Raw genomic sequence first — 22,774 nt, 5'->3', positions numbered from 1 at the left:
CCCTGCGCACACTGAACAATCGACGAACTGATAACCAATCACCCAAAAATCTTGGATGAACGATGGGGTTTCCTCTCCACCCACCTTGAATCCAATTCATCTAAAAACGCGTTTGGCTTGAGCCTCAGGATTGCCGTCTGAATGACAGCTCCAGGTCAAGTTGCGATCGCCCTCTACCCCTATCATTCTCACACAACTGACGCGAACCTACCTCTTGGGAAATAGGCGGGCTCTAGTGGCCTATCTCTGGGGATCGATGCCAAGAACCGACACCTCACAGAAGATAAAGCTACTCCAATTTTTGTGTAGAGAAATTCTTTTTATATGGCAAGCCCGATTGAATTTAGCTTGTTTGCCCCCTACAACAATGCAGTCTCTCTCGTCGGCGATTTTTCCGATTGGGACGAAATTTCGATGCAAAAAGGAGAGGATGGCTTCTTTCGTACCACGGTAGATTTGGACGATGGGGTCTACCAGTACAAGTTTCGAGTGCAGAGCAAGAGCTGGTTTGTTGAGCCGGATCAGTGGCTCGAAATTACCGACCCTTACGCAACTGATGTTGATAATGAAAGCCAAAATGGCGTCGTTCGAGTCAAAGATGGCGATCGCATCGTTGATACCTATGTGTGGCAGCACGATGACAAGCCCCTACCGAGCGATCGCGAGCTCGTCATTTACGAAATGCACGTGGGCGACTTCTCGGGTGGGGAAGACGATCCCTACGCTCGAGGCAAATACAAGCACGTGGTTGAAAAGCTGGACTACCTGTGCGAACTGGGGGTTAACGCCGTTGAGCTGATGCCCGTCAAAGAATATCCCGGGGATCATAGCTGGGGCTACAACCCGCGCTACTTCTTCGCATCCGAGTCCTCCTATGGCAACACCGAGGGGCTCAAGCACCTCATCGATGAGTGCCACGCTCGCGGCATTCGCGTGATTATGGATGGCGTTTACAACCATTCCGAAGCGGAGTGCCCGCTGACGCAAATTGACCACGACTACTGGTATCATCACGAACCCCGCGACCCTGACAACAACTGGGGACCAGAGTTTAACTATGAGCACTACGACGAGAATTTAGAAACCTATCCGGCTCGACGGTTTATTGGCGACGCCATTCGCTATTGGGTTAGCGAGTTCCACATTGATGGCATTCGGTTTGATGCGGCTCGCCAAATCGCCAACTACGACTTCATGCATTGGATTGTGAATGAAGCCAAGGACGCGGCTGGCCCCAAGCCCTTTTACAACATTGCCGAGCACATTCCCGAAACCACCGACATCACCAATATGGATGGCCCGATGGATGGCTGCTGGCATGAAAGCTTTATGCATATCATGCTGGATCACATTAGCGGCTCTACGTTTGATCTGGATCAGTTAAAGGATGCGCTCGATGCCAAACGGCAGGGCTTTATGGGCTCAACCAATGTGGTGAACTATCTCACCAACCACGACCACGATCATGTGATGGCCTCGTTGGGCGATCGCGAAATCTTTGATGAGGATGCGTTTCGCCGGGTGCGATTGGGTGCGGCCCTGCTGATGACAGCCGTCGGCGTGCCCCTAATCTGGATGGGCGAAGAGTTTGGTGAGTATAAAGCAAAAACCATTGAGCAAGCCAAAATTGACTGGACTTTGCTAGAGCATGACAACAACCGCAACCTATTTGAGTACTACAAGGGGCTGATTGCCCTGCGGAAGCAAAACCACGCGCTCTATACCGAAAACATTGACTTCTTCCATGAAGATCCAGAAAGCAAGGTGCTGGCCTATGGTCGATGGAATGAGGAAGGGTCACGGGTGGTTGTGATTGCCAATTTCTCTGACCAATACTATGCCGGCTACCGCGTCGAAAACTTTCCCGAAAACGGAACCTGGCACGAATGGACAGCGGATTACGATATTGAATCTGGCGACAACAATATGGTGATTGACCTGCCAGAGTACGAAGCCAAAGTGCTGGTGTGGCAACAGGCATAAGTGCAAATCGCGCTAACCGTAACCCTTAAATCCGCGTTCGGATCCCCAATTGGCCTCCGAACGTGGGTTCCTGCTGAAAGGCAATCGCTCTTGCTGCGATCGCCCCTGGTTTTGTGGTTGCCTCAGCTGTCGTTGACCTGATCCAGGTGAGCGGCGTTTCGTGATCATTATTTACATAAAGATCTGCCAAAACTTGCAGGACTTTGCATCAAGGGAGTCAGTCTTATTGCAAAATTGCGGAAAGCTAAGGCAACAGTTGGCGATCGCCCCGCAAGGGTGCCTGCATCATGGCGTCTACATTCATCACAACTCAAACGGTTTTGGCCCAAGCTCCGCGTTGGTTCACCCTGTTGAGCCTGTTGTGCGCCACGGGGTGTGGCCCCATCTCGCGGGCTTCTGTTCCCTTTCATCCCAAAGAGCTGCAAACCATTTATGCACACACTGCGTCATCGGCACCCGCTATCGCCCACAATACGCTGTACTTTGGCGGTGAGACAGAGGAATTTGTGCCGACCCTCTTTGCCGTTGATCAAGACACGGGGCAGATCCGCTGGCAATTTTCCCTGTCTGGCGCTGGAGAGGTTAGCCACATACCCACGATCGCCAACGGGATTTTGTATGTGGGCGTTATCCACCATTCCGACCCTGCAATTTATGCGCTCAACGCCCAAACCGGACAACTGCAGTGGCAGATTCCGGTTGCAAGCAACGTTTTGTCGCCCGTTATCGTTGGGGATGGCATGGCCTATTTTCGAGAACTGCATGGATATTTGCGTGCAAGAGATGCCAGTACAGGCGAGCAACGCTGGATGTTTCCCGCCGAGGGGTCGCTGAAGCTGTCTCGGAATGGCGAAGCATTGCACGAGCGATCGCAAGAAGTCATGTCCAATCCAGCTGTGGCAGAGGGGCTGGTGTATGTGGGAACTCGCACTGGGCTTGAAGCGCTGGATGCCAAGACGGGCAAACGAGTGTGGCGATTTGCTACGCAAAACTGGGTGGAGACGGCACCCCTATTGCACAACGGTCGCGTCTACATCGGCAGTGGATCGGACGATCGCAGCCAGGGATTTCTGTATGGCTTAAGTGCCAAAACAGGCGCGTTGGAATGGGACTATGCGATCGCAGGAGGAATCGTGGACTCAGAGCTGGCGATCGCCCACGGCCTCATCTTCTTTGGTGGCAATAGCCCCCATCTACACGCGGTAGAGTTGGCAACTCAACAGGAAAAATGGCGCTTTCCAACGCGAATTTCCACCCATGATGCAGTCCCGTTCGTGCAGGGTGATAGTGTCGTGTTTGCCGTTGAGGAAGTGGTGTATGCGCTGGACGCCCAAACCGGAACCCTCCGCTGGAGCTACAAAGAGTGCCTGAACTGCAACGGCTACACCCCCCACATTCAAGGCCCAACCCTCGATAATGGATCGCTTTATTACCTGCTGCGCGACAAAATTTACCAGTTTCAGGCCGATGATCCGTGAATGGTCTGGGCGATCGCCCAAATCGTTCGAACCAGTTTTTTGAATACCCTTGTGGCATGAGGTCTTGCCAGCACCATCCCTGATTGGCCTAGCGAGGGCGATCGCTTCCGCTAGATGGGAAACAGCCACAGCCACAGCGGCAACGTCAGCAACAAGCCCGCCGAGCCCAGAGCCAGGGCGGTCACCGTCAGGTCGCGATCGAGCCGATAGGCTTCTCCAATCACCAGCGTGGCAAATGCGGGCGGCATCGCCATTTGCAAGACCAAAACCAGCCGAGGTGCGCCACTTAACCCCAAGGCGGTGAGCCCCAAACCCAACACCAGCGGAATCATCACCATTTTGATGCTGAGGGTGAGGGAAGCGAGCTTGAGGTTGCGCCACGATCGCAACTGACTGAGCCGCATGCCAATAAGCACTAACGACAGCGCGACACTGCCCCAGGCTCCCTGCCGCAGCACCACTTCCACCCCCCAGGGCAAAGGCTGCGATCGCAACGCCAGCCCTGCCCCAAAGCTCCACAGCGTGGGGTTAATGGCAAACGCCATGAGGGGATGGTGCAGTCGGTGGGTGCCCCGGCCAAAGCGACTCGCCAGCACCACCCCCAATCCATAAGCGCCCAAAGTCGTGCCCAACATGTCGTAAAACAGCGCCCAGCCAAAGTTGGCCGCTCCCACCAGCGCCAGCGTGACTGGATAGCCCAAATATCCGGTATTGCCCACCATAGCCGCCAGCAAAAAGCTGCCCTGGGTTTCTGTTTGGTGCAGTTTTGACGGGGGATCAATGGGAGGAGCCAGCGTGTGGGTTTGTTGGTAAATGTAGATCCAGGCGATCGCCCCACCCAGCAAAATCGCCACCCACGCCACCGCAGGCGCCAGCCACACCGCCCCCGACAGATCGGCCTGTCGCAAAAAGCCCATCACACTAACGGGCACCCCAACCCAAAACAAAAATTGCCCTAATCGGTTGCACCAGCGCTGCGGCAGCAGGTGGCCCAGCGCCAACCCCAGCAGCACCCAGCCTAACAGCGGAACGTAAAGCAAAAGGAGGCGATGCGCAAGCGGTGCCATGGACCCAGTCACTCAATGACAAATACACAAAACGAGCCTCAAGCACCTATTTCCAGGTCACGTTGGTCTCAGGCTCAAGGTTGGTGTGGACGGGCTGCAAAATTTAGAGTGGAGCAGCACCCACTTCCCCATCATTCCTCAAAATTACAGCTGATGCATGGGGTGGAGTGGGGAGTGCAAAACACCCACTCACCAGAAAAATCCTTTTGCGCTGGCGGCCTGACGTACCCCCAAAAATTCTGATTGGGAACAAAGCGCTATAGTAGGTGTTGGATTTTGGCAAATGAAATTTGGCGGAAGCCCGGTGCGTCTTTTTAGGTTGAAGCATTTCGCAGTAGGTCAAGTTTGATTGGAGCGATTGCCCCAATTGCAGGCCACTTCAGGTAATCTAGGACTGCTAACAGAAGGTGAGCCTACCCACAAGCCACCAGCGCGATAGAACACGGCAACAGGAGTAAGTGAGTGAGCGACACGAATTTATCGAAAGAAACCACTCCAATTTCAACCCAAACGTTTGATGATATTCCCGTTGCGCGGCGTGAGCATGATGACTCTGAAACAATGCAGCGGCGCAATCGCGCCAAACGGCGGTATTGGCTGTGGGGCACCATTGGGTTTGCGATCGCCATTCTGGTCGGGGCCTTCACCAGCTTTTTGCAGCCAACCTTGTCTTCTACCGATGCAGTAACTCCAGCAACAACGGGGTTGCAGTCGGCAGTGACCTGGTCAACCCCCAATGCGCCAGCCGAAACACTACTCAACCACTATCCCTACGACGAAGCCGCCGTATCAAGCTTAAAGTCGGTGGTGGCCGATGGCAGTATTCGCCTGCGGGCCACCGCTGCCGACAAGTATCTTGAAATGGCCGAAGCCGCCCGGCGAGATGGAGTAAGGCTTTCAGCGCTATCGGGATTTCGCACCTTGCAAGAGCAAAACAGTTTGTTCTTTGATGTAAAGGCAGAACGAGGACAGCGCCCCACAGAGCGCGCCACCGTCAGCGCTCCTCCGGGCTATAGCGAACACCACACCGGCTATGCCATCGATATTGGCGATGCCACGCGATCGGCAACCCACTTGGAAATTACGTTTGAATCAACACCCGCGTTTCGGTGGTTGCAGCGCAACGCGGCCCGGTTTGGCTTTGAGATGTCATTTCCCAAGGACAATCCCCAAAATGTGAGCTACGAGCCCTGGCACTGGCGATTTGTAGGCGATCGCGACAGTCTAGAAACCTTTTACAAAGCGCGGCAAAGTGCGCCCTAGGTACCTGTGGGCTATATCGGATTGCCGTATTTTTGTTGTGCCGTGGGTGACTGGCCGCAATTATGACCATTGGGGAAATTGTTACTGCTGCGATCGCCATCTTTAGCGTGGTGCTGGGATTGTATGGGCAAATGCGTACGGCTCGGTTGGAGGATCGGCTGGAGCAGCAGCGCGAAGCCAAATCGCGCGAGGCCAAAGTTGCTGAAATTATGGCCCGCTATCGCGAACCGCTGTTGCGATCAGCATTTGATCTGCAAAGTCGCTTGTTCAACATTGTGGAGTTTGACCTGTTACAACGCTTCTACAACAAGAGCGAAGCCCGCAAGCAATATGCCATTTACAGCACCCTGTTTGTGGTGGCAGAGTATTTGGGCTGGGTCGAAATTTTGCGGCGCGAGGTGCAGTTTTTGGATGTGGGGGACGTAGCCGCCAATCGCACCCTCAACCAGCTGATCCACACCATTACTGACTTGTTTTTGCGGAGTAGGATGAGTCAGCCATTTCGGCTGTTTCGCGCGGAACAGCGAGCAATTGGCGAAATCATGCTCGTGCCGAGTCCAGGCGAGGGCACCACATGGGATTGCATTGGCTATGCCACGTTTGTCCAAAAGTTGAGCCATCCAGAATTTCGCCAGTGGTTTGCTTCGCTAGAGGCGGACATGGATGCGTTGGTGGAGAATCCCGACGACAATGAACGTCTGGCGCTGTTGCAACATGCCCTCATCGACCTGATTGATTTTCTTGATGCAACCTATACCCGCATTTCGGCAGACCAGCGGCAGAAGGTTAAACTAAGGACATAAAGCGAACCCGATTGGGGATGGCGAGGGATTGTTGCGATCGCAACAACGCCCCAAATCTATTCCCGCAGCAACTCAAATTCGCTTGCGCCTCGTCACGTTTGTTTATTTTTCGGATGCGATGAATCAAGTCTCGTTCAATCTCCTTGCCATTTCCATCTTTACGGTTGTGATGGCAACCCTGCTGGGGCCGTTGATTCATCTATCGCCCGTGGTGCCTGCGCTAGCAGTGGCAGGTGCAATGACCCTAGCCGCCTTCGATACCTTGGGCTGGCAAAACCGAGGCAGTACGCTGCTGCTCGATGCGATCGCTCGCTTTTCGCCCGAACATCGCGATCGCGTGCTGCATCACGAAGCGGGGCACTTTTTTGTGGCTCATATGCTGGGCATTCCCATTACGGGCTATACGTTGAGCGCCTGGGAAGCGTTTCGCCAACAGCAGTTTGGCGCAGGTGGGGTCAGCTTCGACACCTCCAAGCTAGAGGCCGAAGTCTCGACGGGGCAAATTGCAGCCCAACGGGTTGATCAGTACTGCCAGGTGTGGATGGCGGGAATTGCCGCTGAGCAGCTGGTGTATGGCAATGCCGAAGGGGGCGAGGGCGATCGCGACCAAATTCGCTTGTTGTGGACGGCCCTAAAGCGCCCCCTAGCTGAAGCCGAACTCAAGCAGCGCTGGGCAGCACTGCAAGCCAAAACGCTGCTAGAAACCAACCGAGACAGGTACGAAGCCTTAGTTGAGCAAATGCGGCAAAAGGCTCCTGTCGAAGCGTGTAAAGCCGTGTTGGATCAGTCGGTTCAGGTCAGTTAGCGTTCTTGCAGACTTGCGGAATCTGCGATCGCACCGTCCCTCTCTGCCATCTGCCCAGGTTACAAACAGGCCGAACAGGCTGCACGATTATGTCAATTCAAAACCGTTGCCTATCTCCTGTTATGCCCGCATGTGATTCGCCTATACGTGATTCGTCGAACTAGCAGAACCTGAAAAAAGAAGCCCTTGCGAAATAACGCAGGGGCTTCTTTTTACGCTCTAAAAGCTGCAAGGGAGAATCAACCGAAGGAGTCAAGATCCAGCGCTTGAGAGCCACCTTTTTCGAGCTGGCGCAATACCTGAGCCAACTGAGTCCAAATCAACAGGCCAATGAACAGGGTGAGAGGAAGGGCGATCGCATAACCCAGCCACGTAGGAAACCCAAAAATTTCCAGACCAGCCGCCAAAAAGAAGCACACTCCACCGCAAATTCCCAAAAAGGGCATGAGTAGCTGCATTCCCTTCAGGTTTGCCAGAGTGCGGGTTGAGCGATTTTTGGACCAGTCGCTGACGGCAAGCTTGAGGGTGGCTTCAAACGCTAAGCCAGAGGTAATGCCAGCTAGCAAGCCAGCAATCAGCAAAATGTAGGGAGGGGAGTAATAGAGGTACACGATCGCTCCTCGGGTATCGGCAGTTTTACATATCTTTAATATTCTCGCGTGAGACGGGCCTAAATGGATAGGGCAGCGATGAAATTGACTGTCAGCTGCTTGATTTGACCAATCCTGAGGGCGATCGCCATTGTCGATTTGCTCAAAACCCTACAGGACTGACACAAGGCCACCAAATCTAGGGACAATTGGGTTGAGGGTTTGGGTATGCCGTACCCGATCCCCAGCCACAATTGCCTAAATCTTGCCCGGTTGCGATTGATCCAAAACCAGCAAGGCACTGGCATAGTTCTGAAAATTGAGGAACGTATCGCGAGCGAACGTGCCAACATTTCGAAAGCCTTGCTTTTCGTGAAAGGCCAGCGATCGCTCATTGAGAACAGGCCGAGTCACCACAAATGCAGAAAAACAGGCCCCTGGAAACCGCTGATATAGGGAGCGATACAGCTGTTGGGCAATACCTTTTCCCTGATGCTGATTGTGAATGCCTAACGTGTTGATATAGATGTGGCGATCGCTCAAAATTTGGTCAATCCAAGATTGATTTGCCCAAGTGACCTGCTGAATGAATTCCTCGGTGATGTGAGGTCGAGAGATGGACACAAGTCCCAGTACATGACTCTGCGAATCGAGAGCGACAAAGTATTGGGTTGCTTTAGCCAATTGCTGTGCAATGTCTTCAGGACTTATTTTGGCAATCAAAAATCTATTCTGTTTAACTTTCGCTGCATCGTACACATGGGAATTGTGAATCTCGCTAATCGCTTCAAAGTGTTCAGTACTCGCTTCAACAATTTTGAACTCTTGCATAATTAAATAGCGGCGTGCTATTCCAGGCTCTCAGTGGTTGTCATCATGGTATTTAGTAATCACGAATATGACTTAGATTTCAACTAAAAAATCCCATCTTTTGCTGGCTTTAGGATGAAGTTAAGCATGAATATGTTGCATTGCGATCGCATTCTTCGCTTTATGGCCAGTCATGATTCAGTTCCATGACATTTCCTGTGGAGTAGGCTTGCTCTCTCTATCTTTTGCAGTGGGATGAAGCCATCAACGCATCATCAAAAAACCTGAATTTATATTTAGAAGCCTCTAAATATAAGCTTATATTTAGAACTGTGCTCTCAGTCGCAATCAAGGTTCCTTTATTTCCTGAGTTGACAAAACTTAGGGCAAACGATGTCCCTGATAGGAACCTTAACCCCAGCTTTACCAAAGGGCGATCGCGAAAGTGCTAGGCTGCATGGCAAGACGATTGAAACGTATGATAGGCAGCGGGATGAGCGAACTCGTAATCGTAGGATTTGACGGCAAATTTGAAGCGGATCATACCTTGTTAGAACTGCTCAAGTTGGAGCATGATCATCTTTTAGAATTGGAAGATGCCGTGGTCGTGGTGAAAAATGCCGACGGTCAAATTCGGGTTAAGGCCTATCACGATTTGGTGGAACCCGTTCCCGAATTGGGCAATGAGTTGTGGGGCGGCATCATTAGTGCGGTGGTGTTTCATCGCGAATTAAATGTGTCCCATGGGGTTTTTGACCCCAGTTTTTTAACGAGTGTTGAAGAGTCATTACAACCCAATTCTTCGGCCTTGTTTGTGCTGGTGCGATCGCTCAAACCAGAATCGGTATTAGCGGCACTTGCTGGAACGGGCGGTACCGTTTTGCGCACCACCCTCAGCAAAGATGACCAGCAAAAGCTTCAAGATGCGTTGCGGGCCACGGTCTAGCAAGCGCCGGGGCAGCGACGGGCTACCGCTTCAGGATGGCAGCGGAAAAGCTAAAGTATAAAGGCGAATTGATTTGCTTTGGCGTTTCCCATGTCTCCTTTGTTGATTCTCGTTGATGGTCATTCTCTCGCGTTTCGCTCGTACTTTGCCCATGCCAAGGGGCAAGAGGGTGGTTTGCGCACATCGACTGGTATTCCAACCAGCGCCACCTATGGCTTTATTAAGTCGCTGTTGGATACGATGACCCACGAAAATCCACAGTACATGGCGATCGCCTTTGACCCCGAAGAGCGCACGTTTCGCCATGAGCAAGACAGCACCTACAAAGCAGGGCGCCCTGATGCGCCCGAGGATTTTTTGCCGGACTTGGCAAACTTGCAAGAGGTACTGCTGGCACTCAATTTAAACATCTACACGGTGCCCGGTTACGAAGCAGATGACGTGATTGGCACGTTAGCCCGCCGAGCCAGCGCCGAGGGCTACCGGGTGAAAATTCTGACGGGCGATCGCGACATGTTTCAACTGGTGGATGCTGATGTGGAGGCCGACCAGGGGGTGAGTGTGCTCTACCTCAGTACTAATCCCTATCGCCGCACCTCAACGCTCAAGGAGTACGGCCCCGCCGAGGTGAAGGAAAAAATGGGGGTAATGCCCAATCAGGTTGTGGACTACAAAGCCTTGTGCGGCGACAGTTCCGATAATATTCCTGGTGTCAAGGGAATTGGAGACAAAACAGCAGTGGACTTGCTGACCCGCTTCCAATCCCTCGACCAAATCTATGCCCATTTGGATGCGATTGAGAAAAAAGCAGTTCGCACAAAATTAGAGGCTGGACAAGAAGATGCGCTGCGATCGCAATATCTCGCCCAAATTCACTTGGATGTGCCCGTAACCGCCAAGTTGGAGGAGTGTAAGCTCACCGGATTTGACGAAGCTGCTGTTCGGGAGTGGTTTGAAAAGCTAGAGTTTCAGCAGTTTTTGCGACAGTTGCCCAAGTTGCGCGATCGCTTCAACGGGATTGCAGCCCCAGCGCCCGCGCCCCCCCAGACCCAGCCCGACGCATCATCCCACCTGGCGGAAGAAGAGGGCGACCTCTGGTTCTTTAGCGCCGAAGATACGGACAATGCCGTTCCTCGCCAGTCGCTCACGCTCACACCCCAAATTATTGACACCTCTGAAAAGCTAACCGCACTGGTGGCCACACTGCTGCAATGTACCGATGCGGAAACGCCCGTCGGATGGGATACCGAAACCACTTCGCTGGAGCCCCGCGATGCCGAACTGGTAGGGATTGGCTGCTGCTGGGGTTCGGGAGATACAGACACGGCCTACATTCCCATCGGCCACGCTCAGGGCACAAATTTGGAAAAATCCATAGTGCTGGATGCGCTACGTCCGATTTTGGAAAGCGCAAAATATCCCAAAGTATTGCAAAATGCCAAGTTTGACCGATTGGTGCTGCGCTGTCAAGGAATTCGCCTAACGGGTGTGGTGATGGATACCATGATTGCCAGCTATGTGCTCGATCCCGATAAGCGCCACAATCTTAGCGATTTGGGCTTGCGCTACCTGGGGATTGAGGCGGAAACCTATACTGATTTGGTGAAGAAGGGCGAAACCTTTGCAGATGTGGCGATCGCCCGAGCTGCTATGTACTGTGGCACCGATGCCTATACGGCCTTTCATTTGGTGCCCCTGCTGCGGGCCGAACTGGAACAAGTGCCCAAAATTTACGAGTTGCTGGTCGGTGTGGAGCTACCGCTGGAGCCAGTATTGGCAGACATGGAATACACAGGTGTTCGGATTGATGTGGAGTATTTGCGCCACTTCTCCAAAACGTTGGAAACTGACCTGCACGAAATTGAGACAAAAGCCTATGCGGTTTCAGGAACAACGTTTAATCTGGGTTCACCTAAGCAACTGAGTGACTTGCTATTTGAAACGTTAAAGCTGGATAAACGCAAGTCGAAGAAGCGGGCAACAGGCTATTCAACGGATGCTGCCACGTTGGAAAAACTGGAAGGGGATCATCCCGTCATTGATTGCATTCAGGACTATCGCAACCTGGCAAAATTAAAATCCACCTATGTGGATGCGTTGCCTGCGCTGGTACGGCCCGATACGCACCGGGTGCATACCGATTTCAACCAGGCGATTACGGCAACGGGGCGTCTGTCGTCGTCCAATCCCAATTTGCAAAATATTCCGATTCGCACTGAGTTTAGCCGTCAAATTCGCAAAGCGTTTATTCCACGAGAAGGGTGGCTGTTGGTTGCAGCGGACTATTCGCAAATTGAGCTGCGGATTTTGGCGCATCTGAGTCAAGAGCCGATTTTGATTGAAACCTATCAAAACAATGAGGATGTGCATGCGTTGACGGCACGGCTTTTGTTTGAAAAAGATGTGGTTTCGTCGGATGAACGTCGCTTGGCTAAAACGATCAACTTTGGTGTGATCTACGGCATGGGTGCGCAGCGGTTTGCGCGGGAGTCGGGCTTTAGCAATGCGGATGCAAAAATGTTTATCGATCGGTTCTACGAACGGTATGCCAAAGTATTCGCGTACTTGCAACAAATGCAGCGTGAGGCGATCGCCAATGGATTCGTGGAAACGATTTTGGGTCGTCGTCGCTACTTTAATTTCAACAGTGAGCAGTTGAAATCTTTGTTGGGTAATCGGCCTGACGAGATTGACTTAGCGAAGGTGAAGGTGCGTGACCAATATGATGCCCAATCGCTTCGGGCGGCGGCGAATGCACCGATTCAAGGATCAAGTGCAGACATCATTAAAATTGCGATGATCCAACTTCATGAGTTGCTGCAAAACCATCAGGCAAATCTGTTGTTGCAGGTGCATGATGAACTGGTGTTTGAAATTCATCCAGATGAGTGGGATGCCCTCAAGCCAAAGATCAAAACAGTGATGGAGTCGGCAGTCCAGTTAAGTGTGCCGCTGAAGGTGGAGATGAATGCTGGCGCGAATTGGATGGATGCGAAGTGATGGTCGTGTTTCAAATGTGTGGTTATTGGTTATGGAAGGGGTGCGATGCACCCCTTCCATAACCAATAACCACACGTCTAGAATATCACCGCAGCTTCTGGTGTTTGGATGGGGGATGTTGGGGGTGGTGGTTGGGATGACAGATTGTGCTTGGGGGCGCGTCGCCCCCCAAACCCCCTGACTGGGAGAGACGGCAGCCCGTCCCTCCCAGACCCTCCCTCGGCAAAGGGGATATCGGTGAGTAGTGTTGGGCCGCTTCGCATCGGTGGAGGTGGGATCAGGTTTGGGAGTGGGCAGAGCTCATATTTTGGCGTGGCGGCGGGTGTACCAGTTTACGAGGGGGGTGGTGCTAATGCCGTGGAGGGTGACAGATAAGGTGACGGTGGTGAAGGTGATCCAGGCGATCGCTTCTCCCAGGTTATCTTGTAAGCCATGGCCGAGGGCATAGGCTAGATAGTAGAGCGAGCCTACGCCGCGAATGCCAAACCATCCGTAGAGCCAGCGAGTCGAGGGCCGCAATGACATGCGCACGGTGCTAATCCACGCGCCGAGTGGACGAATGATAAACAGCAGCGGTAAGGCAATGAGCAAGGCTGCTGGCGCAAATCGCAGAATGGGCTCAACGCGTAACATGGTGCCCAGAAGTAAGATAATGCCGACTTCGGTGAGCTTTTCGGTGCGCTCCATAAAATGGAGACGAGCAGCGGCTTTTTCTGAGTCTAGCCCTTGATATTGTGTAGCCATGGCCACGACAAATACTGCCAAAAACCCGTAACCATTAACCAATTCGGCGATCGCATAGGTAATGAGAATGGTTGCCAGTCCAACGAAATCCTCCATGAGGTGATCGACCTTGCGTCGCACAAAAAAGAAGTTTTCAATCCGCTGTAAGCCATAGGCGACCACGATTCCCACAACCAATCCGGCGGCGATCGCCCAGATCAAATCAACAATCGCCCATTCCACAAACCAGTTTTGCCAATTGCTATCGTCTATCCAATGCAGCCCAAAATACACGAACGGAAAGGCCAAAGCATCATTTAAGCCTCCTTCAGAAGTCAGGCCAAACCGCAGTTCGTCGCTATCGTTTGGGTCAATAAGTTGAACCTCAGATGCCAGGACGGGATCCGTGGGAGCCAAAATTGCCCCCAACAGCACAGCTCCCCCCCACTCCCACTGCAACAGCCAATGGGCGATCGCCGCCACCCCAAAAATGGAAATCGGCATCAGAAACCCAATCAACCGAATTGTCGATTTCCATAGCCAGGGTCGCAGTGGGCGGTTCATTTTGAGCCCGCAGCTAAACAGCGACACAAGCACGACAAATTCCGTTAAACGCTCTAAAAAGTTCGTATCAGGCCGATCTTGAATCAGATTCACCCCATACGGGCTGAGCGCAATTCCAACAATTAAATAAATGAGGGCATAGGACAGCGGTAACCGCTCAATCCAACCCGACCCCAGCGATACGGCAAATAACAAAATGCCAATCACCAACAAATCAAGAATATAAATATCCACAAATCACTACCTCAACACCATTAAAAACGAGAACCTAAAACCCTGTACCGCCCGCTGTGCAGGCAACACAGAGTTTTAGGATGCACGTTTAATGATGACTGCTTGCTGAATTAACTGTTCAATATGCCAAAACCTTTCCCTACTCTAAATAAAAAAACTCAAGCCTTTAGTCGAGCTAAAGACAGATCTTTGCTGGACTTGTGATTGAGGCTGGTTGTTTAGGGGTGAGGCAGTTGGATGATTTCTTGTGACGGAATGTACCAGAACGATAGCCAAAGCGTCGCAAACATTCGGATTCGGTACGAGGTTTGTAATGTCTATCGTTCTATGACTCACCGTTCATGATTGGCTTGCGTTGCGGTTTGAAATTGCAACAGGGTTACGGCAATCAGCACAAGACCACCCCCCAATAATTGCACGAGGCTCAACGACTGGCTGAGCCAGATCCAAGCGAAGAGAGCGGCCAGAACTGGTTCTAAGCTGGCAGCGATCGCCCCTCTTTCTGCGCTCACCTGTTGAATGCCCCAACACATTAGGCTAAAGGGAATCAGCGTGCCACCAATGCCCACGAACCCAATGCCCAACAGAGTTTTGGTGGCAAACAAGTGAATGGGAAATCCCTGCACCATATGGAACGCGACCCAAAACAAGCTGGATACCAAAAATCCGCGAAACATGACCCCTGCTGCCCCCAGGCGATCGACCAGCGATTCACTCAGCAGAGCATAGGAGGCAAAAAATAGGGCGCTCAAGCCGGCGGCAAATAACCCCAAAACATCTAGCTGAATCTGCTGGTTGCCCATGCCCGACACAAATGCCACACCCACCAACGCCGCTAGCACAGCAACAATCGTAGCCGAGGTAGGAGGACGGCGAAGGCGTAGCGCTGTCCACACCACAACCATGGCAGGAGCCGTGTACTGAATCACGATCGCCACCGCTACCGAAAGCCGCGCGATCGCCACATAATAGCTTGCGGTAACCAGGGCCAGCGATAGTCCCAAAGCCAACACCCGACCGTTGAACCAGGTGCGCACAGGTTGGCGAAATTGGCCTGCCAATCCCAACCCCAGCACGGCAACCACCACCCGAGCCATGGCTAGCTCAAAGGGGGCCACTCCTGCATCAAACAAGCTGCGGGCGACAATGGCCGCGATCGCCCACAATGCCGCTGCCAGTGCGATCGCCCCAAAGCCAGCCACCCGCAACCGAGGCGAACCCACCAACGAATGATTCAAGGTCATGTTTTCTATCGTGATTCAATCAGGACTGACGCATCTGTGCTGTGGATAGAGTGATTCATATCCACAGCGCAAACCCGCTAAATTTGGCGGGCTTGCGTCAGCCCTGCCAATGTTTCTCAGTGTGAGGGACTGAGTTTTATCATGAATTCGTGCGATCGGGTGAATGTCTTTGTGAAGGAGTACGGTTTGGGGAGTACAGTTTGACTTGGAGATGGCTTGGAGCAACGACAGAGCAAAACCCTGGGTCAAGGAGTGGAAAGGAAGCAGGAACGCTGGCTCTGTGATGCCATCCCGTGCTCCACAAAACCGGAGGAAATGGGAGAACGCGAGCTAAAGTTTACTGCTTTTTTTGATTTGTCAATCGCTCTTTCTCCATAGATTCTGCTCAATTGGCTGAATAAAATTTGCAGCGTATTACAAATATGTGAATCCGTTTAACCAGAACTCACATTTTATGACGAACAAGCTTATCCCGTTCTCTGTCCGCCCTTGCGGGAAATAGAATAGCGCCAGATCTCGCGATCGCGATCGCCACAGTAAATGACAGTTTGAGTTCATCGTTTCACGCCCAATTGATCTCGCATCACAGCGGTCTAATTCCATCAGATTCTCAGCAAAGTTTTCCCGCCTTCAAAAAATATTTAGGTCTTATGTTTCTACTAAGGTTTTTTTCGGGAATCTTGAAGTAAATCCTCTCTTAAAAACCAGTCTTGAAACTTGTAGACAATACAACAGATTGTTCTGCCTACGGGGGTAGCCCACCGGAACAGGCCACAGAAACAGGCCACAGGAATGGGTAACCTTCGCTCTGGCAGCTTTGCGAAGGGGCTGAGTCACCAATCTGTGCGGCGCTGGCAGTGAAAAAATTGCGAACCCGATTCGGGTTGCCCAAACCCACGCGATCGCCCTCTGTGGGGCACGGCTGGGCGATCGCTGACCTATCAGCACTCACCCGATCAACGCTAGAAACCTCAACATCATGCCCAGGATTCATTCATAGGTTCAGTTCATGAGAGCAGCATTTCCCAATAATGAAAACCAGCGGCTAGCCAAGCTCAAAAGCTATGGCGTTCTCGATACGGTAGCCGAAACCGCCTATAACGATTTAGCGCTGCTAGCCTCGTACATTTGCAACACCCCAATCGCCCTGGTGAGCCTGGTCGATGCCGACCGCCAATGGTTCAAAGCATCGGTTGGGGTGGATGTCTGCGAAACATCGCGCGACTCGTCGTTTTGCGCCCATGCAATTTTGCAGCACGATGTGTTTATCGTTCCCGATGCCTGGGAAGATGCCCGCTTTGTTAATAATCCCCTTGTGACGGGTGAGCCTTACCTGCGCTTTTATGCAGGGGTGCCGTTGTTCACCCAGGAGGGGTTTGGGTTGGGAACGCTGTGTGTGATCGACACCCAGCCGCGATCGCTCTCCCCAGAACAAATATCGGCCCTAAAAGCATTAGCACGGCAGGTGATGAACCAGCTGGAGCTGCACATTCAACAGCAAAAGTTGGTGCAGGAAATTGCCGAAACCCAGCGACTTGAAGCCGAACGGCAGCGAGTCACCACCCATTTGCAAAAGGAACAGGAACAACTGAAGGCCATTCTCGATACCCTAAGTGATGGCATTGTGGCCTGCGACGAAACGGGGCATTTGATGCTGTTTAACCGCGCCACTCAGGAGTTTCATGGCTTGTCCAAAACTGCGCTACCGCCAGATGACTGGGCCGAACACTACGACCTGTACTTGGGCGATGGCATCACCCCTATGCCAACAGAGGATATTCCCCTATTTCGGGCGTTTCGGGGGGAGGTGGTGCATGAGGCCGAAATGGTGATTGCGCCCAAGCAGGGACGAGTGCGTACGTTGTTGGCGAGTGGTCGCGCTTTTTTTGATGCGGATGGCAAGAAGCTGGGTGCAGTAGTCGCCATGCACGATATTAGCGATCGCAAACAAGCCGAAGCAGAGCGCGATCGCATGGAAGCCGCCCTGCGCCAAAGTGAAGCGCGGTTTCAACGCTTGGCCGAAAATTTGCCCGGTATGATTTATCGGTTCTATGCCGATGCCGAGGGCAATCCGGGGCTGTCGTACATTAACGCCTCGTGCAAAACGCTGTACGAAGTTGAACCAGAGGAGGCCATCCAGAATGTGCATCTCATTCTGGACTGCGTGCATCCCGACGATAAGGAATCGTTCCACACCTCGATTGAAGTATCGCGGCAAACTCTACAACCCTGGGACTGGATTGGGCGCTTTATCATGCCATCGGGCAAGCTGAAGTGGCTGCATGGTCTGTCGCAACCGGAACGTCAGCCGGATGGTTCAACGATTTGGGACGGGTTGCAGCTGGATGTGAGCGATCGCAAACAGGCCGAAATGGATCGCCAAACCGCACTGCAAGAAGCGGCCTATCAGTCGCGCTTGTTGCGAACGGTGCTGGACTCTACCGAAGACTGGATTTTCGCCAAAGATCGCGAGTTTCGATACATCTTGGCGAACCGGAGCTATGCCAGGGCGATCGCCCAAACCCCAGACGACATGTTAGGAAAAACCGACTCGGAGTTGGGCTTTTCGGCAGAGATGATCGAGGGCGATCCCGAAAAGGGTATTCGCGGATTTCGATCGGATGATCGGGCAGCCCTGGCTGGAAAGTTGGTTCACAATCCCTACGATGTGGCGTCGCTCTCCGATGGCTCTATGCGCGTGTTCGACACGCACAAAGCGCCATTATACGATGCGGCGGGCGAGGTGTTTGCGGTGTTGGGCGTTAGCCGAGACATTACCGAGCGCCATCTCACCCAAGAAGCCCTACAGGCCTCAGAAACGCAGCTGAAGGAAAAAGCCGAGGAGCTAGAGCGCACGCTGCAAGAGCTACAGCGCACCCAGACCCAAATGATTCAGGCGGAAAAAATGTCGGGGTTGGGTCAACTGGTGGCGGGAATTGCCCACGAAATCAACAATCCGGTGAACTTTATTCACGGCAACATTATGCCGACCGAACAGTACACGCGGGATTTGTTGAATTTGCTTATGCTCTATCAGGAACAAGTGCCCAACCCTTCGCCAGGGTTGCGGGCGGCGGTGGAGGAGGTTGACCCAGAGTTCATTCAGTCCGATTTGCCCAAGCTGCTAAGGTCAATGCGCATGGGCACAGAGCGCATTCGCGAAATTGTGCGATCGCTCCGCAACTTTGCCCGGTTGGATGAGGCAGAAATGAAGGATGTGGATTTGCATGAGGGCATCGACAATACGTTAGTCATTTTGGCGAGCCGTCTTAAGCCAGGGGCCAATCATCCTGGCATTGAGGTGATTAAGGAATATGGGGATTTACCTCTGGTGGAATGCTATGCCGGACAGCTAAATCAGGTGTTTATGAATGTGCTATTGAATGCGATTGATGCGTTGGAGGAACGCGATCGCCATCGCACGCTACAACAGATGAATGAACAGTCCAGGTATATCCAAATTCGCACATCGTTGATGGGAAATGACTGGGTCCGCATTGCGATCGCCGACAATGGCCTGGGCATGACCGACGAGGTAAAGAGCCAGATCTTCAATCCCTTTTTCACCACCAAAGAGGTGGGCAAGGGAACAGGTATGGGAATGGCCATTAGCTACCAGGTGGTGAGCGAACGGCACCAGGGCAGGCTGGACTGTGTTTCCACCCCAGGAGAAGGCTCAGAATTTGTCATCCAAATTCCCATCCGCCAACAGGTGCGCAGCGTAGCCTAGCCCTGCATTTGTTGCAGTTGCAGTGACTTGAGTGACTCGGCAGCCCATTCCCGAAACTGCTCATCGGGGTCATGGGCGGCTCTATCCTGCAACAGCTCTCGCGTTGTGGGATGGCTGGGATAGTGCTCAACTAATGCCTGTAACGCCACTTGGCGCGGATTATCCTGGAAACGGTATTTCCGCCCAAACGGATCATCAAGTGTACAACGGCACAGCAATTCAAATACATCTGGGTCGTCTTTCCATCCCCGAGCTAACTCCTGCACAGCAGCTTGGCGCACTGCCCAATCGTCATCGGATTGGGCACGAGTTTTGAGCCAGGGTAGCGTGTCTGGGTCGTCTTTCCATCCCCGAGCTAACTCCTGCACGGCAGCTTGGCGCACTGCCCAATGGTCATCGGATTGGGCACGGCTTTTGAGCCAGGGTAGCGTGTCTGGGTCGTCTTTCCATCCCCGAGCTAACTCCTGCACGGCAGCTTGACGCACTGCCGAATCGTTATCAGATAGGGCACGGCTTTTGAGCATGGGCAGCGTGTCCGGGTCGTCTTTCCATCCCCGAGCCAACTCCTGCACGGCAGCTTGACGCACTGCCGAATCGTTATCAGATAGGGCACGGCTTTTGAGCCAGGGTAGCGTGTCCGGGTCGTCTTTCCACCCACGAGCTAACTCCTGCACGGCAGCTTGGCGCACTGCCGAATTGTCATCGGATTGGGCACGAGTTTTGAGCCAGGGTAGCGTGTCCGGGTCATCTTTCCACCCACGAGCTAACTCCTGCACGGCAGCTTGGCGCACTGCCGAATCGTCATCGGATTGGGCACGAGTTTTGAAGATGGATAGCATGTCCGGGTCATCTTTCCACTCACGAGCTAATTCTTGCACGGCAGTTTGGCGCACTGCCCAATCGTCATCGGATTGGGCACGAGTTTTGAGCATGGGTAGCGTGTCCGGGTCGTCTTTCCACCCACGAGCTAACTCCTGCACAGCAGCAAGGCGCACAGCCCAATGGTCATCGGATTGGGCACGGGTTTTGAGCATGGGTAGGGTGTCCGGGTCGTCTTTCCAGAATTGGGCGATCGCCTCCACGGCTGATTCCGGCAAATATGAACTGCGATCTAACTCAAGGCATTGCTTAAGCCAACGTAGGGTTGCGGGTTGGTCTTTGCCCAGCAGAGCAACGGAGCGCAGAATGGCCTGGGCAGCAGCATTGTTAAATCTAGGGGAAGACTCACGCTCGGTAGTCTGTTGCAATTGCTGCATCAGGGCTTGAGCGATAGTTGCAGTCACGGAGGGTGAACGCACTTCTTGCAAGCACTCGGCGGCTAGTAGCAAATTTCCAATTCCGCCCGGTTTCAGCCGATTCCTTTCATCCAAAAACTGTTGCGGTTCAACCTTCTGCTCCATCAAGAACTGGACAATTTCCACCATAAATTTGGGATCAATCATCCCGGCAATCAGGCGTAGAACCTCGTGCCAGGATTCGTCTTGCCAGTGGGCACCAAAGGTTTGGTCGCGCAGTTGGTCAAAGCTGAGGGTTTGGGTTTCTTTGAACTCCCACACAAACGCCCACGCCGCAAAATATTCCAAAAAGGTGCGATGCACAAAGGCGTAGGTCTCCGCTCCCAAAAAGCACAGAATAAAGTTGCGCTTGCGCAATTGCTCAATCATGCGGCGGGCGGTTTCGCGGGGGTGGGCAATCTCGTTGGTTTTTAGATACGCCATCAAAATTCGCTCCAGGTCTTCGGCGCGGATGGTGTTTCCGGCCAAGCCCTTGTCGCCCGCCTGCATGTGAAAGGCCACCTGCCGCAGCATGGCCTGCTTGTCTCGGTAATCTAGGGTAATGGGGTCTAGCCCCTGTTCTATCAGGTCGCGCTCCACATCCCACTGGTGCAGCAGCACCCGCGATGCCTGGTTGTACAGTTCGGGGCGGTCTCGCGGCAACTCCTGGTTCCGGTTCAAAATCGCCATCATCGTTAGCAGCAGCGGGTTTCCGGCCAGCTCCCGAATAGCCTTGGAGTCGGTAATGGCGCGTTGCAGTCGATCGCGCTTGCGTGCCTTGTCCGCCTCATCCCGAAAGGTTTCGTCATGCCACCGCACAATAAAGGCGTGGATTTGCTCCACCGTCAGGTCTTGCAGCATGTAGTGGATAAATCCGGCATCGCGCAAGGGTTGCGCCTTGTAGCCCAGCCACCTCGAGGTCACGATGGTTTGCACCGTTGGGTAAGTGTTGGTGAACCGATGAATTTCCGTGGTAATCGTATTCCGCACCGCCGGATCAAACACCTCATCCAACCCATCAAATAGGGCAATGGCGTGCCCCTGCTGCAACACTTCATGCAGCCGCCGTTGGTTCAGATGGCAGGCCACCCCTCCCCGATCCAAAAATTCCAACAGGCTATTGCATCGCCCTTCCTGTTTATCACGGGCATACAGCCGCAGCTCAATCATCAGCGGCAGCGGTCGGGTCGCTAGTTCGCGCACTTCGCGGATCGGCTGCTGCGCCCATTGCAGCGCCAGGTATTGCAACAAAGTGGATTTTCCCGACCCCGGATCGCCCAGTATCACCACCAGCTTTTCCCGTGGGGTTTGGTGGGTGCCGTTGGTGGCGGTATCGCCCACCACCTCCAGCACAGGCTGCATGGGTTGGCTATGGTAACTGCGGTGGTAGTCGTGCAGGTAGGATTCTTCCAATAGCTCGGCAGCGTCTAGCTCTCCCTGGGCCACCAGTTGCCGCAGTCGCTCTTTGGGGATTTCGTACAGCTTGGGGTTAAATTCCTGGCAGGTGCGCACATCCTGCGGAATGAACATGCGCCACAGCTTGAGTTCGTTGTAGGCATAGCCTGTGGTGTCCAGCGATTCTAGCTTCAGGTTGCCGTAGCGCTCAGTCAAGCTTTCCTGATACTGCCGCAGGTCAAAGTCTGCCGGAATGCCCACCAGTTCCTCAACCCCTCGCCGGATGGCTTCCTGATTGTGCAGCTTTAGCAGTTCCTTCAGTTCAGGTGAACTTTTGACAATGCCTTTGACTTCGCGCAGGTATTGCTTTGTCACCTGCTCCATATCAAACCCATCGGGCAATGGCTTGAGCCGTAGCTCGGCCCATCGAGTCTCCAGCACTCCAGGATCAACATCTCGACAATCTGGGTCAAAGGCTTTGCCCAGCAGCGGCTTCACCTGATCATCGTGAATAAACGTTTTGATTGGTTTTTCGTAAAAATCCCGAATTTCGGCACGGGAAATATCGGCATATTCCAGCTCGTCTTCAACCAACACCAAAAACGCTTTGAGCGCTTGCCCAACCGCTTTTTGCGCGGGTTCCTGGCTGGCCAACCCCACCGCATCGGAAATGCAGCCTTGCAAAAAATCGGTGACATAGCCTTCAAAGCCGTCCTTGACTAAAGGCAGCAAAATATCTTTGGCCACGTATCCACCGAGTTCAATACCCAAGGCGGCAAACCATTCCAGCGCCATCGCGTCACCCCACTACTGCGATTTCTGGTCGTGTTTCAAATGTGTGGTTGTTTTTTTGGGGGGGGGGTGG

General features: G+C 53.0%; 15 protein-coding genes. 8 read left to right on the top strand and 7 right to left on the bottom strand.

What is annotated here, in order from left to right; genetic code table 11:
- The first annotated feature begins 324 nt into the window (after window positions 1-324).
- Window positions 325-1,983: an alpha-amylase family glycosyl hydrolase gene (locus tag ACQ4M4_RS21210; RefSeq protein WP_430686462.1), complete on the top strand. Its 1,659-nt coding sequence runs from the start codon at window positions 325-327 to the stop codon at window positions 1,981-1,983.
- 287 nt (window positions 1,984-2,270) lie between these two features.
- The gene (locus ACQ4M4_RS21205) at window positions 2,271-3,461 is read left to right on the top strand and encodes a PQQ-binding-like beta-propeller repeat protein (RefSeq protein ID WP_430686461.1); all 1,191 of its coding nucleotides are present in this window, start codon (window positions 2,271-2,273) and stop codon (window positions 3,459-3,461) included.
- A 110-nt stretch (window positions 3,462-3,571) separates the two neighbouring features.
- On the opposite strand, the gene ACQ4M4_RS21200 is transcribed toward ACQ4M4_RS21205, so the two are convergent.
- Window positions 3,572-4,528 carry an AEC family transporter gene (locus tag ACQ4M4_RS21200; protein WP_430686460.1) on the bottom strand — a complete coding sequence of 319 codons (957 nt, stop codon included), beginning with the start codon at window positions 4,526-4,528 and terminating at the stop codon, window positions 3,572-3,574.
- 462 nt (window positions 4,529-4,990) lie between these two features.
- Between ACQ4M4_RS21200 and ACQ4M4_RS21195 the strand changes: the two genes are divergently transcribed.
- The 3 genes from ACQ4M4_RS21195 to ACQ4M4_RS21185 all read left to right on the top strand — a co-directional run bounded on the left by ACQ4M4_RS21195 (window position 4,991) and on the right by ACQ4M4_RS21185 (window position 7,399).
- Window positions 4,991-5,791 (top strand): M15 family metallopeptidase, encoded by an 801-nt coding sequence (locus ACQ4M4_RS21195; RefSeq protein ID WP_430686459.1) that lies wholly within the window; start codon window positions 4,991-4,993, stop codon window positions 5,789-5,791.
- A 62-nt stretch (window positions 5,792-5,853) separates the two neighbouring features.
- A complete protein-coding gene (locus ACQ4M4_RS21190; RefSeq protein ID WP_430686458.1) occupies window positions 5,854-6,594 on the top strand; it encodes a hypothetical protein in 741 nt (246 codons plus the stop codon).
- A gap of 118 nt (window positions 6,595-6,712) precedes the next feature.
- Complete coding sequence (locus tag ACQ4M4_RS21185) at window positions 6,713-7,399, top strand: ATP-dependent Zn protease (RefSeq protein WP_430686457.1); 687 nt, start codon at window positions 6,713-6,715, stop codon at window positions 7,397-7,399.
- Between the two features lie 239 nt (window positions 7,400-7,638).
- On the opposite strand, the gene ACQ4M4_RS21180 is transcribed toward ACQ4M4_RS21185, so the two are convergent.
- Complete coding sequence (locus ACQ4M4_RS21180) at window positions 7,639-8,010, bottom strand: hypothetical protein (RefSeq protein ID WP_430686456.1); 372 nt, start codon at window positions 8,008-8,010, stop codon at window positions 7,639-7,641.
- A gap of 237 nt (window positions 8,011-8,247) precedes the next feature.
- On the bottom strand, window positions 8,248-8,820 hold the full coding sequence (locus ACQ4M4_RS21175) for an N-acetyltransferase family protein (protein ID WP_430686455.1): 573 nt from the start codon (window positions 8,818-8,820) through the stop codon (window positions 8,248-8,250).
- Window positions 8,821-9,292: 472 nt separating this feature from the next.
- Between ACQ4M4_RS21175 and ACQ4M4_RS21170 the strand changes: the two genes are divergently transcribed.
- Both ACQ4M4_RS21170 and polA read left to right on the top strand, forming a co-directional pair.
- The gene (locus ACQ4M4_RS21170; protein ID WP_430686454.1) at window positions 9,293-9,745 is read left to right on the top strand and encodes a DUF1269 domain-containing protein; all 453 of its coding nucleotides are present in this window, start codon (window positions 9,293-9,295) and stop codon (window positions 9,743-9,745) included.
- Between the two features lie 90 nt (window positions 9,746-9,835).
- A complete protein-coding gene (polA, locus tag ACQ4M4_RS21165; RefSeq protein WP_430686453.1) occupies window positions 9,836-12,745 on the top strand; it encodes a DNA polymerase I in 2,910 nt (969 codons plus the stop codon).
- A gap of 300 nt (window positions 12,746-13,045) precedes the next feature.
- Here polA and ACQ4M4_RS21160 read toward each other — a convergent pair whose 3' ends face one another.
- From ACQ4M4_RS21160 to ACQ4M4_RS21150, 3 genes are all read right to left on the bottom strand, one after another.
- A complete protein-coding gene (locus ACQ4M4_RS21160) occupies window positions 13,046-14,266 on the bottom strand; it encodes a cation:proton antiporter (RefSeq protein WP_430686452.1) in 1,221 nt (406 codons plus the stop codon).
- Window positions 14,267-14,598: 332 nt separating this feature from the next.
- Complete coding sequence (locus tag ACQ4M4_RS21155; protein ID WP_430686451.1) at window positions 14,599-15,510, bottom strand: EamA family transporter; 912 nt, start codon at window positions 15,508-15,510, stop codon at window positions 14,599-14,601.
- Between the two features lie 745 nt (window positions 15,511-16,255).
- Window positions 16,256-16,504 carry a hypothetical protein gene (locus tag ACQ4M4_RS21150; RefSeq protein ID WP_430686450.1) on the bottom strand — a complete coding sequence of 83 codons (249 nt, stop codon included), beginning with the start codon at window positions 16,502-16,504 and terminating at the stop codon, window positions 16,256-16,258.
- Between the two features lie 15 nt (window positions 16,505-16,519).
- Here ACQ4M4_RS21150 and ACQ4M4_RS21145 point away from each other — a divergent pair, with 15 nt between their 5' ends.
- Window positions 16,520-19,240 carry a PAS domain S-box protein gene (locus ACQ4M4_RS21145; protein WP_430686449.1) on the top strand — a complete coding sequence of 907 codons (2,721 nt, stop codon included), beginning with the start codon at window positions 16,520-16,522 and terminating at the stop codon, window positions 19,238-19,240.
- Here the strand turns inward: ACQ4M4_RS21145 and ACQ4M4_RS21140 are convergent.
- Window positions 19,237-22,704, bottom strand: coding sequence for a HEAT repeat domain-containing protein (locus ACQ4M4_RS21140; RefSeq protein WP_430686448.1), 3,468 nt, complete (start codon window positions 22,702-22,704; stop codon window positions 19,237-19,239). The genes ACQ4M4_RS21145 and ACQ4M4_RS21140 overlap by 4 nt on opposite strands.
- Between the last annotated feature and the right edge of the window lie 70 nt (window positions 22,705-22,774).

It is taken from the genome of Leptolyngbya sp. AN02str, from assembly GCF_050565595.1.
In the GTDB taxonomy this organism is placed as follows: Bacteria; Cyanobacteriota; Cyanobacteriia; order Elainellales; family Elainellaceae; genus Kaiparowitsia.
Note: the sequence above shows the minus strand (reverse complement) of the source record. Positions and strands in the feature narration are given on the sequence as shown.